Source organism: Pedobacter psychrotolerans (assembly GCF_004340665.1).
Taxonomy (GTDB): domain Bacteria; phylum Bacteroidota; class Bacteroidia; order Sphingobacteriales; family Sphingobacteriaceae; genus Pedobacter; species Pedobacter psychrotolerans.
In genome coordinates this window covers 761,086-777,258 of sequence record NZ_SLWO01000002.1, presented here as the reverse complement: position 1 = coordinate 777,258, position 16,173 = coordinate 761,086, and the positions used below count along the sequence as shown (strand labels likewise).

The window sequence follows — 16,173 nt, the reverse complement described above, 5'->3', positions numbered from 1 at the left end:
TGCGCAATTGTATTGCGTAGATGAAGAACACTTTGCTATATTTAATTAAGCTTTACGATCAGATTGTTAGCGTGAAACCCAAATTGTTTAAAAATGGCAGTAAATAAATTAGCACTCATTCGTTACAAAACCATCGATGATTGTTTGAAAAACCGTTTTCGCAAATGGACCCTTGAAGATATTATCGAAAAAGTATCGGCAACCTTATATGAACTGGAGGGAATTACGACGGGGGTAAGCAAGCGGACAATTCAAGCTGATATTCAACTGATGCGGAGTGATAAACTCGGTTATAATGCGCCAATTGTGGTGAAGGATAAACGGTTCTATGCCTACGATAATCCTGGTTTCAGCATTACGAAAGCACCGATTAATAATGCCGATGTAGATAAGATGAAGGAAATTGTTGGTGTACTGAAACAGTTTAATGCCTTCAATTATTTCGATGAAATGAGCGATATGATTGCCCGTTTAGAGAATAACCTTAACAAATCGACCAAACAAAGTGGTAACCACATTCAACTGGAAAGCAATAAACTGGTGAAAGGCCTGGAGTGTATTCCGACTTTATATCAGGCGGTTTTAAATAAGAAATCATTATTGATTGAATATAAATCTTTTAAGGCGAGGCAGGCACAGCAAGGCATTTATTACCCGTATCTATTAAAGGAATATCGGAACAGGTGGTTTTTGATTTGTAAAGCGAAAAAACGGGCAGGGATCTTGAATCTGGCTTTAGATCGGATCATTGAATTTCAAGAATTACCCAATGAAGAGTTTGTAAGTTATCAGGGTGTAGATTTTGATCGCTATTATGATGATCTGATCGGCGTAACTAAAAGCGAACGAGATCGTGCACAAAAAGTAATCCTCGAATTTACCAACGAGCACGCACCCTATGTAATGACTAAACCATTGCATCAATCTCAAACGGTATTGAGTCAGAATGATAAAACAACCACTTTCAGAATTGATGTGGTATTAAACTATGAGCTGGAACGCGAGATTTTGGGTTTTGGCGAATGTGTTAAAGTGCTGTCGCCAAGATTATTAATTTCTAAAATCAAAAGACGACTAAAATGGACGTTTAAACAATATGAAAGTAAGGAGGAGTTGGAGCATTAAAAAACCTCACAGGTTTCAAAAACCTGTGAGGTTTGGACTTAGTTTTTAAACTCACTGGTTTTATGGAATTCAATATCTGGATAATCCTGTTTGGTTAAATTAATCATGTATTCACTATCCGCCAGATATACCGGATTAGCTTCCTTATCAAAACCAATATGTTGTTGTTTCCGTTTTACAAATTCATCCAGTTTCTTTTTGTCTGTAGAAGTTACCCAGCTTGAACGGGTGTAACTCAATGTACGAAAACGACATTTTGCACCATATTCGTGCTCTAACCTGAAGTTGATTACCTCGAACTGAAGTTCGCCAACTGCACCAATTACTTTCCTGTTTCCGGGTTGCATCACAAATAATTGCGCCACACCTTCATCTGTTAACTGCTCGATGCCTTTTTCCAGTTGTTTGGTGCGCATCGGATCCATGTTTTCTACTTCTTTAAAGATTGATGGAGAGAAACTCGGAATCCCTTTAAATTGCAATTTTTCACCTTCGGTTAAGGTGTCGCCGATTTTAAAGTTACCGCTATCATATAAACCCACCACATCACCTGGCCAAGCTTCTTCTACGATGCTTTTTTCATTTGCCATGAAATCCATCGGGTTTGAGAATTTAAGTTTCTTATCCTGACGGGTATGGTAATAGAATTTATTTCGCTCAAACTTGCCAGAACAGATCCTTAAAAAGGCAATTCTATCGCGGTGTTTCGGATCTAAGTTGGCATGGATTTTAAATACAAATCCACTGAAATTTTTCTCTTCAACCAACACATCACGCTCTTCAGCCTCACGTAGCCTCGGACTTGGCGCAATATCTATAAAGGTATCCAGTAACTCCTTGATCCCGAAATTATTAATTGCACTTCCAAAGAATACAGGCGCAACTAAACCTTCGGTATATAAATCCTTATCAATTTTGCCATAAATCCCATCAACCAACTCCACATCATCTTTCAGGTTATTAATTTCGTTTTCTTTAAGGTAATTTAATAACGATGGATCATTCAAATCATTTGCCGCTACTACTGAGTCGGTTACCTTTGTTTTATCAGAGTTGAATAAATTTAAATGTTTGTTGTAAATACTATAAACACCTTTAAAAGTATGGCCTTGCCCGATAGGCCAGGAAAGTGGGCATAAACTAATATTCAGTTTTTCCTCAATCTCATCCAATAAATCGTAAGCCTCTTTACCTTCACGATCCATTTTGTTAATAAAAATGATCACTGGTGTATTCCGCATCCGGCAAACCGACATTAGCTTTTCGGTCTGCTCTTCCACACCTTTCACACAGTCAACTACAAGAATTACACTATCGACAGCCGATAATGTTCTATAAGTATCTTCAGCAAAATCTTTGTGACCAGGCGTATCTAAAATGTTGATGCGCTTGCCACTATATTCAAAACCCATCACCGAAGTTGCAACCGAGATACCACGTTGCTTTTCAATCTCCATAAAATCGGAAGTATTGCTTTGATTTGCTTTATTCCTTTTTACCGCACCAGCAGTGTTAATGGCACCGCCAAAAAGCAGAAACTTTTCTGTTAATGTGGTTTTTCCCGCATCGGGGTGACTAATAATGGCAAAGGTTTTACGTTTTTCTATTTCAGGGTTAAGCATAATAAAATTTTGGGTGTAAAAAGTGATGAAACCTTGTTAAAGGAATTTAACAGCGATAAGAAGTTGATATTGTTGTTTCATCAGGCGGCAAAGATAAGAAAAAGATGAGTGATTTGGTTAACTGTTTAATTGAAAACAGATTGCAGTTGTTAAAAATTAAAAAGCAAGTTTATTCAAATCAGTCTCCACTGGTATTAACTTAAAATTATCCGTTAAATTTAAAATTTCTAAGCAATCATTGTTTAGTTTTGTGCTAAAATGTTTAGCTTTATTCATCCCTCCGATTATTGCTGACTAAAATTTTACTGCCGATGCCCACTTTAGAAGAAACTTCTATGCCTGCAGAAATTGCGGCTAAATTTGTGAATTATACCTCAAAACATGTTTTCTTAACCGGAAAAGCAGGTACGGGTAAAACCACTTTCTTACGTAAGCTGATTAAACTTACCCATAAAAAAGCCTTGATAGTGGCGCCGACAGGTATTGCCGCCATCAACGCATCGGGGGTAACCATTCACTCGCTTTTTCAACTTCCTTTTGGTGCTTACTTACCAGATGCGGCAGGTGCCTTGATTAATGAAAATATTAATTTCAACTTTAATACATCCAAAACGCTGATAAAGCACATGAACATGCAAGGGAATAAACGCCGCATGTTGCAAGAATTGGAATTATTGGTGATTGATGAGGTGAGTATGTTGCGGGCAGATATGCTTGATGCCATTGATTTCGCTTTACGTTATGTGCGTCGGAACCGAAATCTTCCGTTTGGTGGAGTACAATTGCTCTTTATTGGAGATTTACACCAATTACCTCCTGTTGTAAAAAATGATGAGTGGCGCATCATGGCCAAATTTTATAAGAGCATTTATTTTTTCGATGCACTGGCCTTACAGGATAATCCACCAGTTTATATTGAACTTGAGAAAATTTACCGTCAGGATGATGCCGTTTTTATAGATCTGTTGAACAACCTGCGGAATAATAAAATCACACCAGAAGATACCGCTTTATTAAGGCAGCATTTTAAGCAGGATTTTAAACCTTCGGCAGATGATAATTATATTACCTTAACCACTCATAACAATAAGGCAGATAGCATTAATCGTGAAAGATTAACACAACTCCAAAATAAATCATATTTTTTTGAAGCAAAAGTTCAGGGTGAATTTAATGAATATGCATACCCTAATGATAAAAGCCTAGAATTAAAAGTTGGTGCACAGGTAATGTTCATTAAAAATGATATGACCGCCGAAAAGCGTTATTATAATGGTAAAATCGGAGTCGTACATCACATAGAGAAGGATATTGTGGAAATTGAACTTCCTGAAGATAAAGTAGTGATCCAGATTTCGCCATACACCTGGGAAAATGTGAAATATAAATTGGATGAAGCAACCAATGAAATTAAAGAAAATGTTGCAGGTTCATTTATTCAATATCCTATAAAACTCGCCTGGGCAATCACAGTACACAAAAGTCAGGGTTTAACTTTTGATAAAGCCATTATTGATGTTGGCGATGCCTTCGCTCCGGGTCAGGCCTATGTTGCACTATCACGTTTACGTTCTTTAAATGGTTTGGTTTTAACCTCTCACCTTCGGGATAGTGGTTTGCAGCAAGATCAGAATGTGCACTATTTTTCTAAAACTAAGCAACCATCAGAAGTACTGCATGAGCAGATCAGTGTAGAGAGTTATACCTTTATCCGGAGTTATCTTTTTGCGGCATTTGATTTGAACCTAATCCGGTATTATTTAAAGGAACACAGTCAAACTTTTGATAAAAGTGAAAACAAATCTGCCAAGCAAAAACATGAAGATTGGACAAATACAGTATACGCTGATTTTCAGAAAATCACCGCTACCGCTGATACTTTTGTGAACCAACTTAAAAATCTTTTTTCTGAGCAAACGGAGTATACTTTATTTAATGTATCCAAAAGGGTAGAGGCTGCATTAAAATATTTTAATCCTTTAGTCAAGGAAATTTCAGATCGTTTTCTGGCTCAAATTGAAGCTGTAAAAGAAGAAAAACAAATTAAAACCTATGTAACCGAACTGCTTGAACTGGAGATTCTGGTGTATGAACAGCTAAAAAAAATGCATAAAAGCAAGGCTTTATTACAGGCGCTTATTGCGGGGAAAGAATTTAGCAAAGCAGATACAGAGGCGCTATTAAATACTTCGGAGCGGAATCAACAATTGCAAAAGGCTATTCAATTAAAAGGTGAAACACTGAAAGTGAAATCTGCAGTTGAAAAGAAAAAGAAAGAACCAAAAATTGATACCAAACTGGTTAGTTTCGAACTGTATGAACAGGGAAAAAGCTTAGAAGAAATTGCAAAAGAACGTGGCTTTTCAGTCGGTACCATTGAAGGTCATTTGGCGTACTATGTTTCTACTCAACAACTGGATGTTACCAAATTGGTGAAGCCTAATAAAATCAAGAATATTGCAGATGCGGTAGAAAGTCAGAAAACAAAATCAATGTCTACTATCCGGGAGTTTCTTGGGAAAGATTATTCTTTTGGTGAGATTAAAATGGTATTGGCTTCGTTGTTCCCATCGGAAGAATAATGATTTAACCGCAAAGAAATTCGAGGAATTTTTTACCACAGAGAGAACAGAGTAAGGCACGGAGAACACAAAGTATTATGAAAGAAGATTTATTAACAAGAACAATTATTGGGTTGGCTATAGATGTTCATACAGGTCTTGGTCCGGGATTGCTTGAAAGTGCTTACAAAGAATGTTTGTTTTATAAAATTGATAAAGCAGGTTTTCAGGTTGAAAAAGAAAAAATGATGCCCCTGCGATTTGAAGATGTAAAGTTGGATTGTGGTTATCGAATTGATATTTTAGTAGAGAATAGTTTAGTATTAGAGTTGAAAAGCATAGAGCGACTAGCAGATATTCATTTGGCTCAAACATTAACTTATATGAAATTGGGCGGCTATAGATTTGGACTTTTAATGAATTTCAATGTTTTAAGGTTAAAAGATGGTATTAAACGAGTTGTGAACGGTTACTGATAAAACTTGTCTGTTAAAACTCCGTTTCTCTGTGTAAATCTTTATGCCCTCTGTGGTAAGAAATACAAAAATACTTACCTTAGCATTCGTGAAGAAAGTTGATTTATTAGCGCAATATATGCCTGTCGAGGCCGCACCGCTAATTGCAAAGTGGATTGATTATTTTCAGTGTGAATTTAAAATTGCTAAAACCCGTTCTACGAAATTAGGCGATTATCGTCATCCTTTTCGCGATAAAGGCCATCGCATTTCCGTAAATTTCAACCTTAATCACTACGCTTTTCTGGTCACCACCGTTCATGAATTTGCACATCTTTTAACCTGGAACGACTTTAAAAACAAAGTAAAACCTCATGGTTCAGAATGGAAAAAGAACTTCCAGCGGATGATGGTTCCTTTTTTTGAGATGAAGGTTTTTCCTGCGGATATTCATCTGGCCATTGATAATTACATGTCAAATCCTGCTGCTTCCAGTTGTTCGGATTTAAATTTATCACGTGCTTTAAAAAGGTATGATACGAATAAAACAGAAACACTGCATTTAGAGCAAATACCCATTAATACTACCTTTAGAATTAAAGATGGCAGACGCTTTATCAAAGGCGAACGGATCAGAAAACGGTACCGTTGTATCTGTTTAGATGATAAACGGCTATACTTATTTAATCCTTTGGCTGAGGTTTTTGTGGTAGAATAATTTTTTTTCTGCGATCGTCTTGCTGAACTTGTTTCAGCATTATAGGTAAATAATATAGAAAATTTATAGTGTTCGCCGTTCCAAGGCATGAAGCAATCTTAATGCACCAACCATTATAGCTCTTGCTGTAGAATTTCTTCATGCCTCGCAATTGACGGTTTTATTAAACAAACTCGAACTTATCACCATCAAATAATCCTTTATCACTTAATTTTAAACGTGGAATAACAAGTAAAGCCATAAAAGAAAGGGTCATGAATGGAGCGAGAAGCGTAGAACCCAAATCTTTAGCAAACTGATCTATTAAAGTATAACTTTCAGCCACTTGATAACCATTTATATTACTCATCAAACCTGCAACTGGCAAAGCTAAAACTATTTCTTTTCCAAAGCCTAAGGCGGCTACTCCTCCAGTTTCTTTGATCACCAGATTTACAGCTTCACAAATGCTCTGGTCATCTACACCAACTGCAATAATATTATGACTGTCATGGGCTACACTTGATGCAATTGCACCATTTTTTAAACCGAAGTTTTTTACAAATGAAATTGCAATTGGCGCATCCTGATAGCGGTTAACTACTACCATTTTCAATACATCATTTTCTACATCGCTAACCATATTTTGCTCAAAAACATGGGGTTTTGCTGAAAGCCTATTTGTAATTAATTGGCCATCTAAAGCTTCAATTACCGCAATTTCTGTCTGACCAGTATAAGGAAATTTAAATTCTTCCATTTTTTTAAAGCTACACTGGAAGTGATTTACAGATTCCTGTTCTGGCGTATGTTTTATCCAATCACCAACAATTTTTCCATTTTCTGCAAGCAAAATTCCGTCAATGTAAGTTTGTTTAACCTCGAAATTTTTCAAATCTTCAATAACAATAAAATCTGCAAAATCGCCCACTTGTAGCTGGCCAACGTCCAGTTTATAATGAATGATTGGATTAATACAAGCAGCCTGGAGAATATTGAAAATATTAATTCCTTTGGCAACAGCTCTTGCACAAAGGGCATTAATGTGATTTTCGACCAGACTATCAGGATGTTTGTCATCGCTACAAAACATCATCATTTCCGGCCATTCATGTAATAGATCGATCAATGCCTCAAAATTTTTAGCAGCACTTCCTTCACGGATGAGGATTTTCATCCCACGCTGTAGTTTATCCAGTGCTTCATCAGCTGTAAAACATTCATGATCTGTGGATATACCAGCATCAATATATTGTTGAACAGCATCGCCACGTAAACCTGGTGCATGTCCATCTACAGGTTTACCGAGTTCATGTGCTGCGGCAATTTTCATTAAAACTTCTTTGTCTTTGTGAAGCACACCCGGAAAATTCATCATTTCACTAAGGTATTTTATTTCCGGGCGCATTAAGAGTGCTTTTACGTCATCATGGTTGAGCTCGGCACCTGCCGTTTCAAAGATGGTAGCAGGCACGCAGCTGGGTGCACCGAAATTAAACTTAAAAGGAACGGTATTGCCATTGTTTATCATGAATTCAACACCTTCTATGCCACAAACGTTGGCAATTTCGTGGGGGTCGCTAATGGTGGCAACTGTTCCATGATTCACAGCTAACCGGGCAAATTCACTTGGAATGAGCATGCTGCTTTCAATATGTACATGGCTATCAATAAAGCCTGGCGTAATAAAATGAGCACTTTCTTTCTGCTCAGAAATCTCTCTAACTGATTTTATCTTTCCTTTTTCAACCTCTACTTCACCAAAGAAAATTTTTCGCTTTGTGATGTCAACTATATTTCCTTCGACTTTAAAATTGTTCATTTTTTTATAATTTGTTTTGCACGGTCGTCACCCTGAATTCATTTCAGGTCAAAAGCAATTAAAATGCTGAAATAGATTTACTTCGTAGCTTTCCGCTTGGCTACAGGTCAACATGACAAGACGGCAAAAAATGCTCTAATATTTCAATAATTTATCTATTGTTTTTGCTAATCTTGCCTTTGCTAAAAAATCGTCTTCCAAGACTTTGCTCATGGGAATAGCCGTATCTAAACTGGCACAGCGCATCACAGGTGCATCTAAATCCGAAAAACAATGTTCGCCTATCCATGCGGAGATTTCTGCACCAAACCCATTGGTAAGCGTATCTTCATGCAAAATTAAAACTCTTCCTGTGGTTTTTACTGCTCTTGTAACAGTTTCTTTATCCCAGGGTTGTAATGTTCTTAAATCAATTAAGGTCGCATCACATAATGGATTGTTTTTGATGTAATCTAAAGCCCAATGTACACCTAAACCATAAGTGATAATGGTAAATTTATTTCCCCAGGCCAGTGTAACAGCTTTTCCAATTGCTGTTGTGTAATAACCATCGGGAACAGGAGCTGTTAAACTTCTATATAAATATTTATGTTCGAAGTAAAGCACGGGATTTGGATCTTCTATTGCAGCCAACAACAATCCTTTTGCATCTGCCGGAAAAGCCGGATATACAATTTTCAAACCAGGTGTTTTGGTAAACCAGGCCTCATTACTTTGTGAGTGAAAAGGACCAGCACCCGTTCCAGCCCCTGTGGGCATACGTACCACTACATCTGCCTTTTCACCCCAGCGGTAATGTGTTTTGGCCAGGTTATTTACAATCTGATTAAAGCCAACCGTAACAAAATCTGCAAACTGCATTTCTACTACGGCTTTATAACCATTGATGGAAAGACCTAAGCCCGCACCAACAATGGCAGATTCGCAGATTGGCGTATTTCTTACCCTTTCTTTGCCATATTTTGTGGTAAAGCCATCAGTGATTTTAAAGGCACCTCCATATTCTGCAATGTCTTGGCCCATTAAAACCAGATTTGGATATTTTTGCATCGCTAAATCCAAGCCTTCGCTTATGGCATCGAGATATCGCTTTTCAGTTAATGACGTTCCTGGTTCCGTAATCTGTTGAGTGAAGGGAAAATACATATCAGCTTCTTCGTGACTGGCACCTGCCTCTGCTTCCGGTTCATTAAAGGCTTCTTCAATGTCTAACTCAATATCTGTTTTAAACTTAATTTTGAAATCTATAACTAAATCAGGTGTTAAAATACCCTGCTCAATTAAATAGGATTCATAATTACTTAAGGGGTCTTTCTTTTCCCATTCATCAAATAATTCTTGCGGAACGTATTTGGTACCTGATGCCTCTTCATGTCCACGCATTCTGAAAGTAAGACATTCTACGAGTACCGGGCGTGGGTCTTTCCTGATCTCATTTGCCAACTGGTTGATGGTATTGTAAACTTCAAGGATATTGTTTCCATCAATTTGAATACCCTCTATTCCGTAACCTATTGCCTTGTCAACTAAATTTTTGCACCTGAACTGTTCTGATTTTGGTGTAGATAATCCGTAGCCATTATTCTCAATCAGAAAAATAACGGGAAGATTCCAAACTGAAGCTACATTAACTGCTTCATGAAAATCACCTTCACTGGTTGCACCTTCTCCGGTATAAACCAATGTAGCTTTGGGTTGCTTGCGCAATACATCTGCCAGTGCTATACCATCGGCTAAGGCCATCTGCGGACCAAGGTGGGAGATCATTCCTATAATCTTATACTCTTGTGTGCCAAAATGGAAGGATCGATCACGACCTTTGGTAAAACCAGTAATTTTGCCCTGCCATTGAGCCATTAATTTTTTTAGCGGAATATCGCGTGAGGTAAAAACACCCAGGTTGCGGTGCATGGGCAAGATATATTCATCGCTTTGCATGGCCAGGGTACTGCCAACTGCGATGGCTTCCTGACCAATGCCTGAAAACCATTTGCCAATTCTACCCTGGCGCAATAATTTCAGCATTTTCTCTTCTACCAATCGGGGATAAAGCAGCCTTTTATATAAATTCAGTAAGAATTTGTCATCTTTATCAGAGCGGTTGAAATGCATAGCTGGTATGGATTAAGACTTTAAGAAATATCCCATGGGTTGAGAAATTCAAGATCAGCAATTTTTTTAAAATCAGAAGTGGTTCTTGTAATTAATGTAAGGTTGTTGACTATTGCTGTGGCTGCTATGATGGCATCAGGAAGTTTGATTTTATTGACCTGACATATTGAAATTGTTTTATCTACAATATTTTCGGTTAAACTAAGAACATTACTTGATTTTACAAAATCGAGCAATGTTTTATAATTATCATCAGGTGGATTAAATCTTAAGATTTCAATTTTATTTATTACCGATATATTTGGAATCTTGTCAATAATAGGATGCATAAAAGCCATTCCGTTATTTTCGATTCTACCATTTAAATAACCTATAATAACGTTGGTGTCAATTAAATATCCCGTTCCCATTCGCTCTTACTATCTATAATATGTTGTTGGAAATCTTCATATTGTTGATCGGTAAGATTTAAAGAGCCTGCAAATCTCTTAGAAAGGCTTTCTTTTGGCTTTGCATTTTTCTCTAAAATTTTAACAATATCCAAAGCTTCTAAATCCTGTATGAGTTTATAAGCCTTTTCATTTGTAATTTCCAGCAAAACCGTATCCATAATTTATATATTTATTACACTCTATATCAAATATACAAAAATATAAGTTTGATTAAATAGCATTTCTATTAGGAGACTAAAGATTCCCCTAATTAAGACTCCCTACTTTTTTTCAATTCTTCCCATTGTTTTGAGAAAGATTTATCGGCAACCTTCGGCATTTCACGGTATTTGCCCCAACTCTTTTTAAAAAAAGTTTTGAGCATCAAATTTTTAAACTTTCCACCGAAGAAATCCATCCATTTGCGTTTCTGCATCATTCTGTTGAACATGCTCCATCCCATTTCTTCTATTTTGCCATTTTCGTGTGTGGAGGCTGCATCCCGGCGGTTAAGCAGTAACATTTTATGAATATCAATTTTAACAGGACAAACTTCAGAGCATTTTCCACACAGACTGGAGGCATAACTTAAATGCTTAAACTCTTCCATGCCTTTAAGGTGTGGTGTAATTACCGAACCAATAGGGCCACTATAAGTCGTATTGTAGGTGTGACCGCCAATATTTTTATAAACAGGACAGGCATTTAAACAAGCACCGCAACGGATGCAGTATAAGCCTTGACGCTGGTCTTTTTGTGCCAATAAATTGGTGCGGCCATTATCTAAAAGGATTACATACATCTCCTCTGGGCCATCAGTTTCATTTGGCTGACGTGGTCCACTTAAAATGGTATTATAAACTGTTAAATTTTGTCCCGTGCCATGTGAAGCCAATAGTGGCCAGAATAAATCCAAGTCTGCTATAGATGGGATTACTTTTTCAATACCTACAATGGCAATGTGTATTTTTGGGAAAGTAGTACTTAGACGGGCATTCCCTTCATTTTCAGTGAGTGCAATACTGCCGGTATCAGCAATAAGGAAATTTCCACCGCTAATGCCAATATCTGCTTTTAAATATTTATCACGAAGTAATTCACGTGCCTTTTGAACAAGCTGTGGCGGTGTGGCATCAATGGGCGTTCCAAACTTATCATGAAATAATTTTGCAATGTCAGTCGCACTTAAATGCATGGCTGGCGTAACAATATGGTAAGGTGCCTGCCCAAGTAATTGAACAATGTATTCACCTAAATCACTTTCTAACGATTCTATTTGGTTGCTTTCCAGAAAATCATTCAGATGAATTTCTTCGGTCGTCATCGATTTTGATTTGATTACCGTTTTACCGTTATTTTTTTGAATGATGTTTAAGATTTCTCTTTGGGCTTCTGCAGCGTCATTTGCCCAGATCACTTTACCACCACGACGTTGAAAATTCGATTCAAATTCTGGTAAGAATTTATCGAGATTCTCCATCACACGCCATTTGATCACATGTGCCTTCTTTTTAGATGCCTCAAGGTTTTCGAATTTTGATAAACCACGCTCTACTGCTGTATTGTATTTACCAATATTATAATTGATGGTTTTACGATGCGGTAAATCGAAAGCTTTTTCATCAGATTTTTCTAAAAATTCCTCGGCAGTCTTCATCATATTTCAAAGATATGAATTTCTGCTGCTGGCGAAAACTATGTGCATAAAAAAGCCCCCTGAATAATCAAGGGGCTCGTTTTATGACTTTCTTATTTCTTTGGATTGCCTTTTCCGTCTAAATCTACTGCTGGTCGCTTAGCGCCATTGGCTAATTCCCATGCAGTATAATAGGTTAACTGTGCTCTTTTAGCCAATAAAGGGAAGTTAATTTTACTTACTTCATCTCCAGGCTGGTGGTAATCTTGTTCCAACATACCATCATAATAGAAAATAATCGGAATGCCCAGTTTAGCAAAGTTATAGTGATCTGAACGATAATAAATACGTTGAGTATCCTTCGGATCATCATATTTATAATCCAGAATCATTTTAGTATAGGTCGCATTTACCTGCTCACTTAGTCTACCTAATTCTGAACTTAACATTTTTGAACCTACCGAGTAAATATAGTTGGCAGAATCTGGTTTACCCAAATACTTTTCACCTATACGGCCAATCATATCTGTATTTAAATCTGCAATCGTATTTTCAATTGGGAATACAGGATGTTCTGAATACCAATCAGATCCCCAAAGTCCTTTTTCTTCACCTACAACAGTCATAAATAAAATACTACGTTTCGGGCCTTTACCTGCTTTTTTTGCATCTGTAAATGCTTTAGCCATTAGTAACACGCCAGTAGTTCCTGAACCGTCATCATCCGCACCATTATTAATTTTATCAGCACCTGGAGCTTCCGGTGTGATGCCTATATGATCGTAGTGTCCGGTTAAAACTAAAACTTCTTTTTTTAATTTAGGATCAGAACCTTCTAAAAATCCTAAAACATTCTCACAGCGAAGTGGCGTTTCTTTTTTCATCGCGCTGGCAGAAATAGCGACATTAATGGTTTGAGAGGCTGGTTGCTTGGTATCTGCAATTTTATTTTGAACGGCTGATACTGAAGTGCTGCCTACTTTTAGAATTTCATCTGCCGTGGCGGTAGATATTGAAATGGAAGTAAAGGGATTCATTTTCTCCATCCTTTCTACAGTTTCTTTTGATTTCATCACCATTTGGCCAGAAAGATAGGCCGCTTTGCGTTCTTCTGAAAGATTATCTAAAGCAGGATCAATTAAAATTACGGCCTTTGCTTTATTTTGAGCCAGGTAATTTATTTTTCTTGATCTTGCCATCATCATAGCACGGCGATCATTTGGATCTAATGTTTTTGTTGGATCGCCATTTACGAAGATCATCACAATTTTTCCAGCTACATCTATTCCATTGTAATCATTATAACTATCATTGGATACACCATAACCAGCAAAAATCAAATCGTCACTGCTAAAAGTAAAACCTTTAAGTCCTACAGCATTGCTGGCAATAACAAAGTCTTTGTATGCCACTTTCGGTTGGCCATTAATGGTTAACATGTTTTCGCTCAACGCATAACTCACCAAATCAATTTTTTGAAAATAACTGCCATCAACAGGTCCTTTCAAACCCAGTGATTTGAAATAATCACGAATGTAATCTGCGGCCATCCAGGCACCTTTTTTTCCAGTCTCGCGACCTTCATACGCATCAGATGCCAGCACTGAAAGGTGTTTGTAAGCATTATCTTTATTAATTGCCTTGCTAAAACGCATGGCATCTTTGTTCGGTATTAGTGGTTTAACTTGCGCAAAGCAACCTACAGATAGGAAAGATGCTAAGCCAAGAGTTAAAATTCTTTTGTTCATTATTGAATAGTTAGATGAGTTTTTAGTTAACATGAAATTTTATCAACTCTAATTTGATGACGACCACCTTCAAATGCGGTATTTAAAAAAGTTGTTGTAATTTCTTTTGCCTGTTCTTCTGATATAAATCTCGCTGGAATACATAAAACATTAGCATTATTATGTTTGCGAACCAATGCTGCAACTTCGTTTTCCCAACATAGGCCAGCTCTGATTGCGCTATGTTTATTGGCTGTAATGGCTACACCATTAGCTGATCCGCAAAGTAGTATGCCATAAGTAAATTCACCATTTTCCACGGCGGAAGCCACTGAGTGTGCAAAGTCTGGATAATCTACTGAGGCTGAAGAATGCGGTCCGAAATCTTTTACTTCATAATCTTTTAAAAAATCCTTTAGCACTTCCTTGTATTCAAAGCCTGCATGATCTCCGCCAATAGCGATTTTTATCTTAGTCTCAGACATGTTCAAATTTATACAGAATTATAAAATCTGTTCGTAATGTTTTTGTTAGTTAGCGTAGAAAGCCGCATCTGCCTTTTTCTTCTTTCTTTCGATATATGCAGATACGAAAATACTTAATTCATATAATAAGAATAAAGGTGTGGCCACAATCAACATGGTCATAATATCTGGTGTTGGTGTTACAATGGCCGCTATAATCAAGATAATCACCGCTGCGTATCTTCTGCTTGATCTCATCAGCTTAGGTGTCATTAATCCCAATTTTGATAAGATGAAAATAATCACTGGAAGTTCGAAAATGATACCAGTTCCTAAGGTTAGTGTAGCTACAGAAGAAAGATAAGAATCTACAGTAAAGGTATTTTTGATTTCTGCACTTACTGTATAACCTGTTAGGAAATTAACTGAAAGCGGACAAACAACAAAGTATCCGAAAAGAATACCGATAATGAATAAAACTGATGCGAAAAATACAAATCCACTGGCAGATTTACGTTCATTTTCGTGTAAAGCGGGTTTAATGAAACGCCAGATTTCCCAAAGCAAGTAGGGGAAACCTGCAATTATACCACACATCACACAAACATTTAGCTGCAAGTTAAACTGACCTGCCATTTCAGTATTGATAATTTCACCATTAATTTTGGTGATACACATATCTTTACCCAGTGATGGAAAATTTTCAACCAGTTTGCACATCATTCTGTAGGTCCAGAAATCAGGTTTTTTAGGACCGAAAATAACCTTATCTAAAATTTCTTCATTAAAGTAAAAGGCGATACCTGTAAATACACCTATGGCAATTACGGCTCTGATTAAATGCTTGCGAAGAACGTCAAGATGGTCAAAAAATGACATTTCTGCCTCTAAAGTTGTTCCTTTTTGCCCGATTGCTTTTCGTAGGGATGTTTTTTCTGTAGTGTCGCTCATGTTGAAAACAAAAATACCATTCTAAATGAATAGAATGGTATTTACGTGTTAAATATAGAAATAGTTTATGCTTTTATTAAAAATTTCAGGTACTGAGTTCAATATTAATTATAATGGCTTTTTAAGGAATGTATTTTAATGATCTGTTCCTTCTCTAAAACTTCATAAACAATTCTATGTTCAGAATTTATTCTTCTTGACCATTTTCCTGTTAATTTATGTTTTAATGCTTCAGGTTTTCCAATGCCTTCAAATGGTGAATTGCTTATTGCAATTAGCAGCTGATGAATTTTGTTTTGTATAGTTATATTTCCTGATTTTTTCCAAAAGATTAAATCTTCATTAGCGGTAGGAAGAAAAACTACTTCCATAGATTATCTAAATCAATTTTAGTAAATTTTCCTTCTGCGAAATCCCTATCACCTTGTAAAATCTTTTCTACAAACTCAGGATTATATGCTTTTTCCTCTTTTTCGAAAGAAATTTTCATCGCTTTTAAAACTTGTTTTATAGCATTCAATTGAGCCTTATTTTCGGGATGTACAATTAATGTTTCCATAATCAAATTTA

General features: G+C 36.7%; 15 protein-coding genes. 4 read left to right on the top strand and 11 right to left on the bottom strand.

The window, feature by feature from the left end; translation table 11 throughout:
• Window positions 1-93 precede the first annotated feature (93 nt).
• A complete protein-coding gene (locus EV200_RS06965) occupies window positions 94-1,125 on the top strand; it encodes a helix-turn-helix transcriptional regulator (protein WP_132530478.1) in 1,032 nt (343 codons plus the stop codon).
• A 38-nt stretch (window positions 1,126-1,163) separates the two neighbouring features.
• On the opposite strand, the gene EV200_RS06960 is transcribed toward EV200_RS06965, so the two are convergent.
• Complete coding sequence (locus EV200_RS06960) at window positions 1,164-2,747, bottom strand: peptide chain release factor 3 (RefSeq protein WP_132530476.1); 1,584 nt, start codon at window positions 2,745-2,747, stop codon at window positions 1,164-1,166.
• Between the two features lie 311 nt (window positions 2,748-3,058).
• Here EV200_RS06960 and EV200_RS22145 point away from each other — a divergent pair, with 311 nt between their 5' ends.
• From EV200_RS22145 to EV200_RS06945, 3 genes are all read left to right on the top strand, one after another.
• Entirely contained in the window at window positions 3,059-5,329 is a 2,271-nt protein-coding gene (locus tag EV200_RS22145) for a helix-turn-helix domain-containing protein (protein WP_132530474.1), read from the top strand.
• Window positions 5,330-5,406: 77 nt separating this feature from the next.
• Complete coding sequence (locus EV200_RS06950) at window positions 5,407-5,784, top strand: GxxExxY protein (protein ID WP_132530472.1); 378 nt, start codon at window positions 5,407-5,409, stop codon at window positions 5,782-5,784.
• Window positions 5,785-5,872: 88 nt separating this feature from the next.
• Window positions 5,873-6,481 carry a SprT-like domain-containing protein gene (locus EV200_RS06945; protein WP_229676792.1) on the top strand — a complete coding sequence of 203 codons (609 nt, stop codon included), beginning with the start codon at window positions 5,873-5,875 and terminating at the stop codon, window positions 6,479-6,481.
• A 163-nt stretch (window positions 6,482-6,644) separates the two neighbouring features.
• Here EV200_RS06945 and ade read toward each other — a convergent pair whose 3' ends face one another.
• The 10 genes from ade to EV200_RS06895 all read right to left on the bottom strand — a co-directional run bounded on the left by ade (window position 6,645) and on the right by EV200_RS06895 (window position 16,162).
• A complete protein-coding gene (gene ade, locus EV200_RS06940; protein ID WP_132530470.1) occupies window positions 6,645-8,282 on the bottom strand; it encodes an adenine deaminase in 1,638 nt (545 codons plus the stop codon).
• A 135-nt stretch (window positions 8,283-8,417) separates the two neighbouring features.
• Window positions 8,418-10,394, bottom strand: a complete 1,977-nt coding sequence (locus EV200_RS06935) for an alpha-ketoacid dehydrogenase subunit alpha/beta (protein ID WP_132530468.1) — start codon at window positions 10,392-10,394, stop codon at window positions 8,418-8,420.
• A gap of 20 nt (window positions 10,395-10,414) precedes the next feature.
• Complete coding sequence (locus tag EV200_RS06930) at window positions 10,415-10,804, bottom strand: type II toxin-antitoxin system VapC family toxin (protein ID WP_132530466.1); 390 nt, start codon at window positions 10,802-10,804, stop codon at window positions 10,415-10,417.
• Window positions 10,786-11,004 carry a hypothetical protein gene (locus tag EV200_RS06925; protein ID WP_132530464.1) on the bottom strand — a complete coding sequence of 73 codons (219 nt, stop codon included), beginning with the start codon at window positions 11,002-11,004 and terminating at the stop codon, window positions 10,786-10,788. The genes EV200_RS06930 and EV200_RS06925 overlap by 19 nt, the downstream gene beginning before the upstream one ends.
• Window positions 11,005-11,096: 92 nt before the next feature.
• A complete protein-coding gene (locus tag EV200_RS06920; protein ID WP_132530462.1) occupies window positions 11,097-12,485 on the bottom strand; it encodes a LutB/LldF family L-lactate oxidation iron-sulfur protein in 1,389 nt (462 codons plus the stop codon).
• A gap of 89 nt (window positions 12,486-12,574) precedes the next feature.
• Window positions 12,575-14,209 (bottom strand): M28 family peptidase, encoded by a 1,635-nt coding sequence (locus EV200_RS06915; RefSeq protein WP_132530460.1) that lies wholly within the window; start codon window positions 14,207-14,209, stop codon window positions 12,575-12,577.
• A 26-nt stretch (window positions 14,210-14,235) separates the two neighbouring features.
• Window positions 14,236-14,673, bottom strand: a complete 438-nt coding sequence (rpiB, locus tag EV200_RS06910) for a ribose 5-phosphate isomerase B (protein ID WP_132530458.1) — start codon at window positions 14,671-14,673, stop codon at window positions 14,236-14,238.
• A gap of 45 nt (window positions 14,674-14,718) precedes the next feature.
• Window positions 14,719-15,603, bottom strand: coding sequence for a twin-arginine translocase subunit TatC (tatC, locus tag EV200_RS06905; RefSeq protein ID WP_132530456.1), 885 nt, complete (start codon window positions 15,601-15,603; stop codon window positions 14,719-14,721).
• 104 nt (window positions 15,604-15,707) lie between these two features.
• Window positions 15,708-15,974 carry a Txe/YoeB family addiction module toxin gene (locus EV200_RS06900; protein ID WP_132530454.1) on the bottom strand — a complete coding sequence of 89 codons (267 nt, stop codon included), beginning with the start codon at window positions 15,972-15,974 and terminating at the stop codon, window positions 15,708-15,710.
• Window positions 15,965-16,162 (bottom strand): DUF2683 family protein, encoded by a 198-nt coding sequence (locus EV200_RS06895; RefSeq protein WP_132530452.1) that lies wholly within the window; start codon window positions 16,160-16,162, stop codon window positions 15,965-15,967. The genes EV200_RS06900 and EV200_RS06895 overlap by 10 nt, the downstream gene beginning before the upstream one ends.
• Window positions 16,163-16,173: the final 11 nt, after the last annotated feature.

Excerpts from the sequence above, each read along its gene's own strand:
- EV200_RS06900 (WP_132530454.1), bottom strand. The coding sequence starts at position 15,974 with ATGGAAGTAGTTTTTCTTCCTACCGCTAATGAAGATTTAATCTTTTGG.
- EV200_RS06915 (WP_132530460.1), bottom strand. The coding sequence starts at position 14,209 with ATGAACAAAAGAATTTTAACTCTTGGCTTAGCATCTTTCCTATCTGTA.
- EV200_RS06930 (WP_132530466.1), bottom strand. The coding sequence starts at position 10,804 with ATGGGAACGGGATATTTAATTGACACCAACGTTATTATAGGTTATTTA.
- tatC (WP_132530456.1), bottom strand. The coding sequence starts at position 15,603 with ATGAGCGACACTACAGAAAAAACATCCCTACGAAAAGCAATCGGGCAA.
- EV200_RS22145 (WP_132530474.1), top strand. The coding sequence starts at position 3,059 with ATGCCCACTTTAGAAGAAACTTCTATGCCTGCAGAAATTGCGGCTAAA.
- EV200_RS06960 (WP_132530476.1), bottom strand. The coding sequence starts at position 2,747 with ATGCTTAACCCTGAAATAGAAAAACGTAAAACCTTTGCCATTATTAGT.
- EV200_RS06925 (WP_132530464.1), bottom strand. The coding sequence starts at position 11,004 with ATGGATACGGTTTTGCTGGAAATTACAAATGAAAAGGCTTATAAACTC.
- ade (WP_132530470.1), bottom strand. The coding sequence starts at position 8,282 with ATGAACAATTTTAAAGTCGAAGGAAATATAGTTGACATCACAAAGCGA.
- EV200_RS06935 (WP_132530468.1), bottom strand. The coding sequence starts at position 10,394 with ATGCATTTCAACCGCTCTGATAAAGATGACAAATTCTTACTGAATTTA.
- EV200_RS06965 (WP_132530478.1), top strand. The coding sequence starts at position 94 with ATGGCAGTAAATAAATTAGCACTCATTCGTTACAAAACCATCGATGAT.
- EV200_RS06920 (WP_132530462.1), bottom strand. The coding sequence starts at position 12,485 with ATGATGAAGACTGCCGAGGAATTTTTAGAAAAATCTGATGAAAAAGCT.
- EV200_RS06950 (WP_132530472.1), top strand. The coding sequence starts at position 5,407 with ATGAAAGAAGATTTATTAACAAGAACAATTATTGGGTTGGCTATAGAT.
- rpiB (WP_132530458.1), bottom strand. The coding sequence starts at position 14,673 with ATGTCTGAGACTAAGATAAAAATCGCTATTGGCGGAGATCATGCAGGC.
- EV200_RS06895 (WP_132530452.1), bottom strand. The coding sequence starts at position 16,162 with ATGGAAACATTAATTGTACATCCCGAAAATAAGGCTCAATTGAATGCT.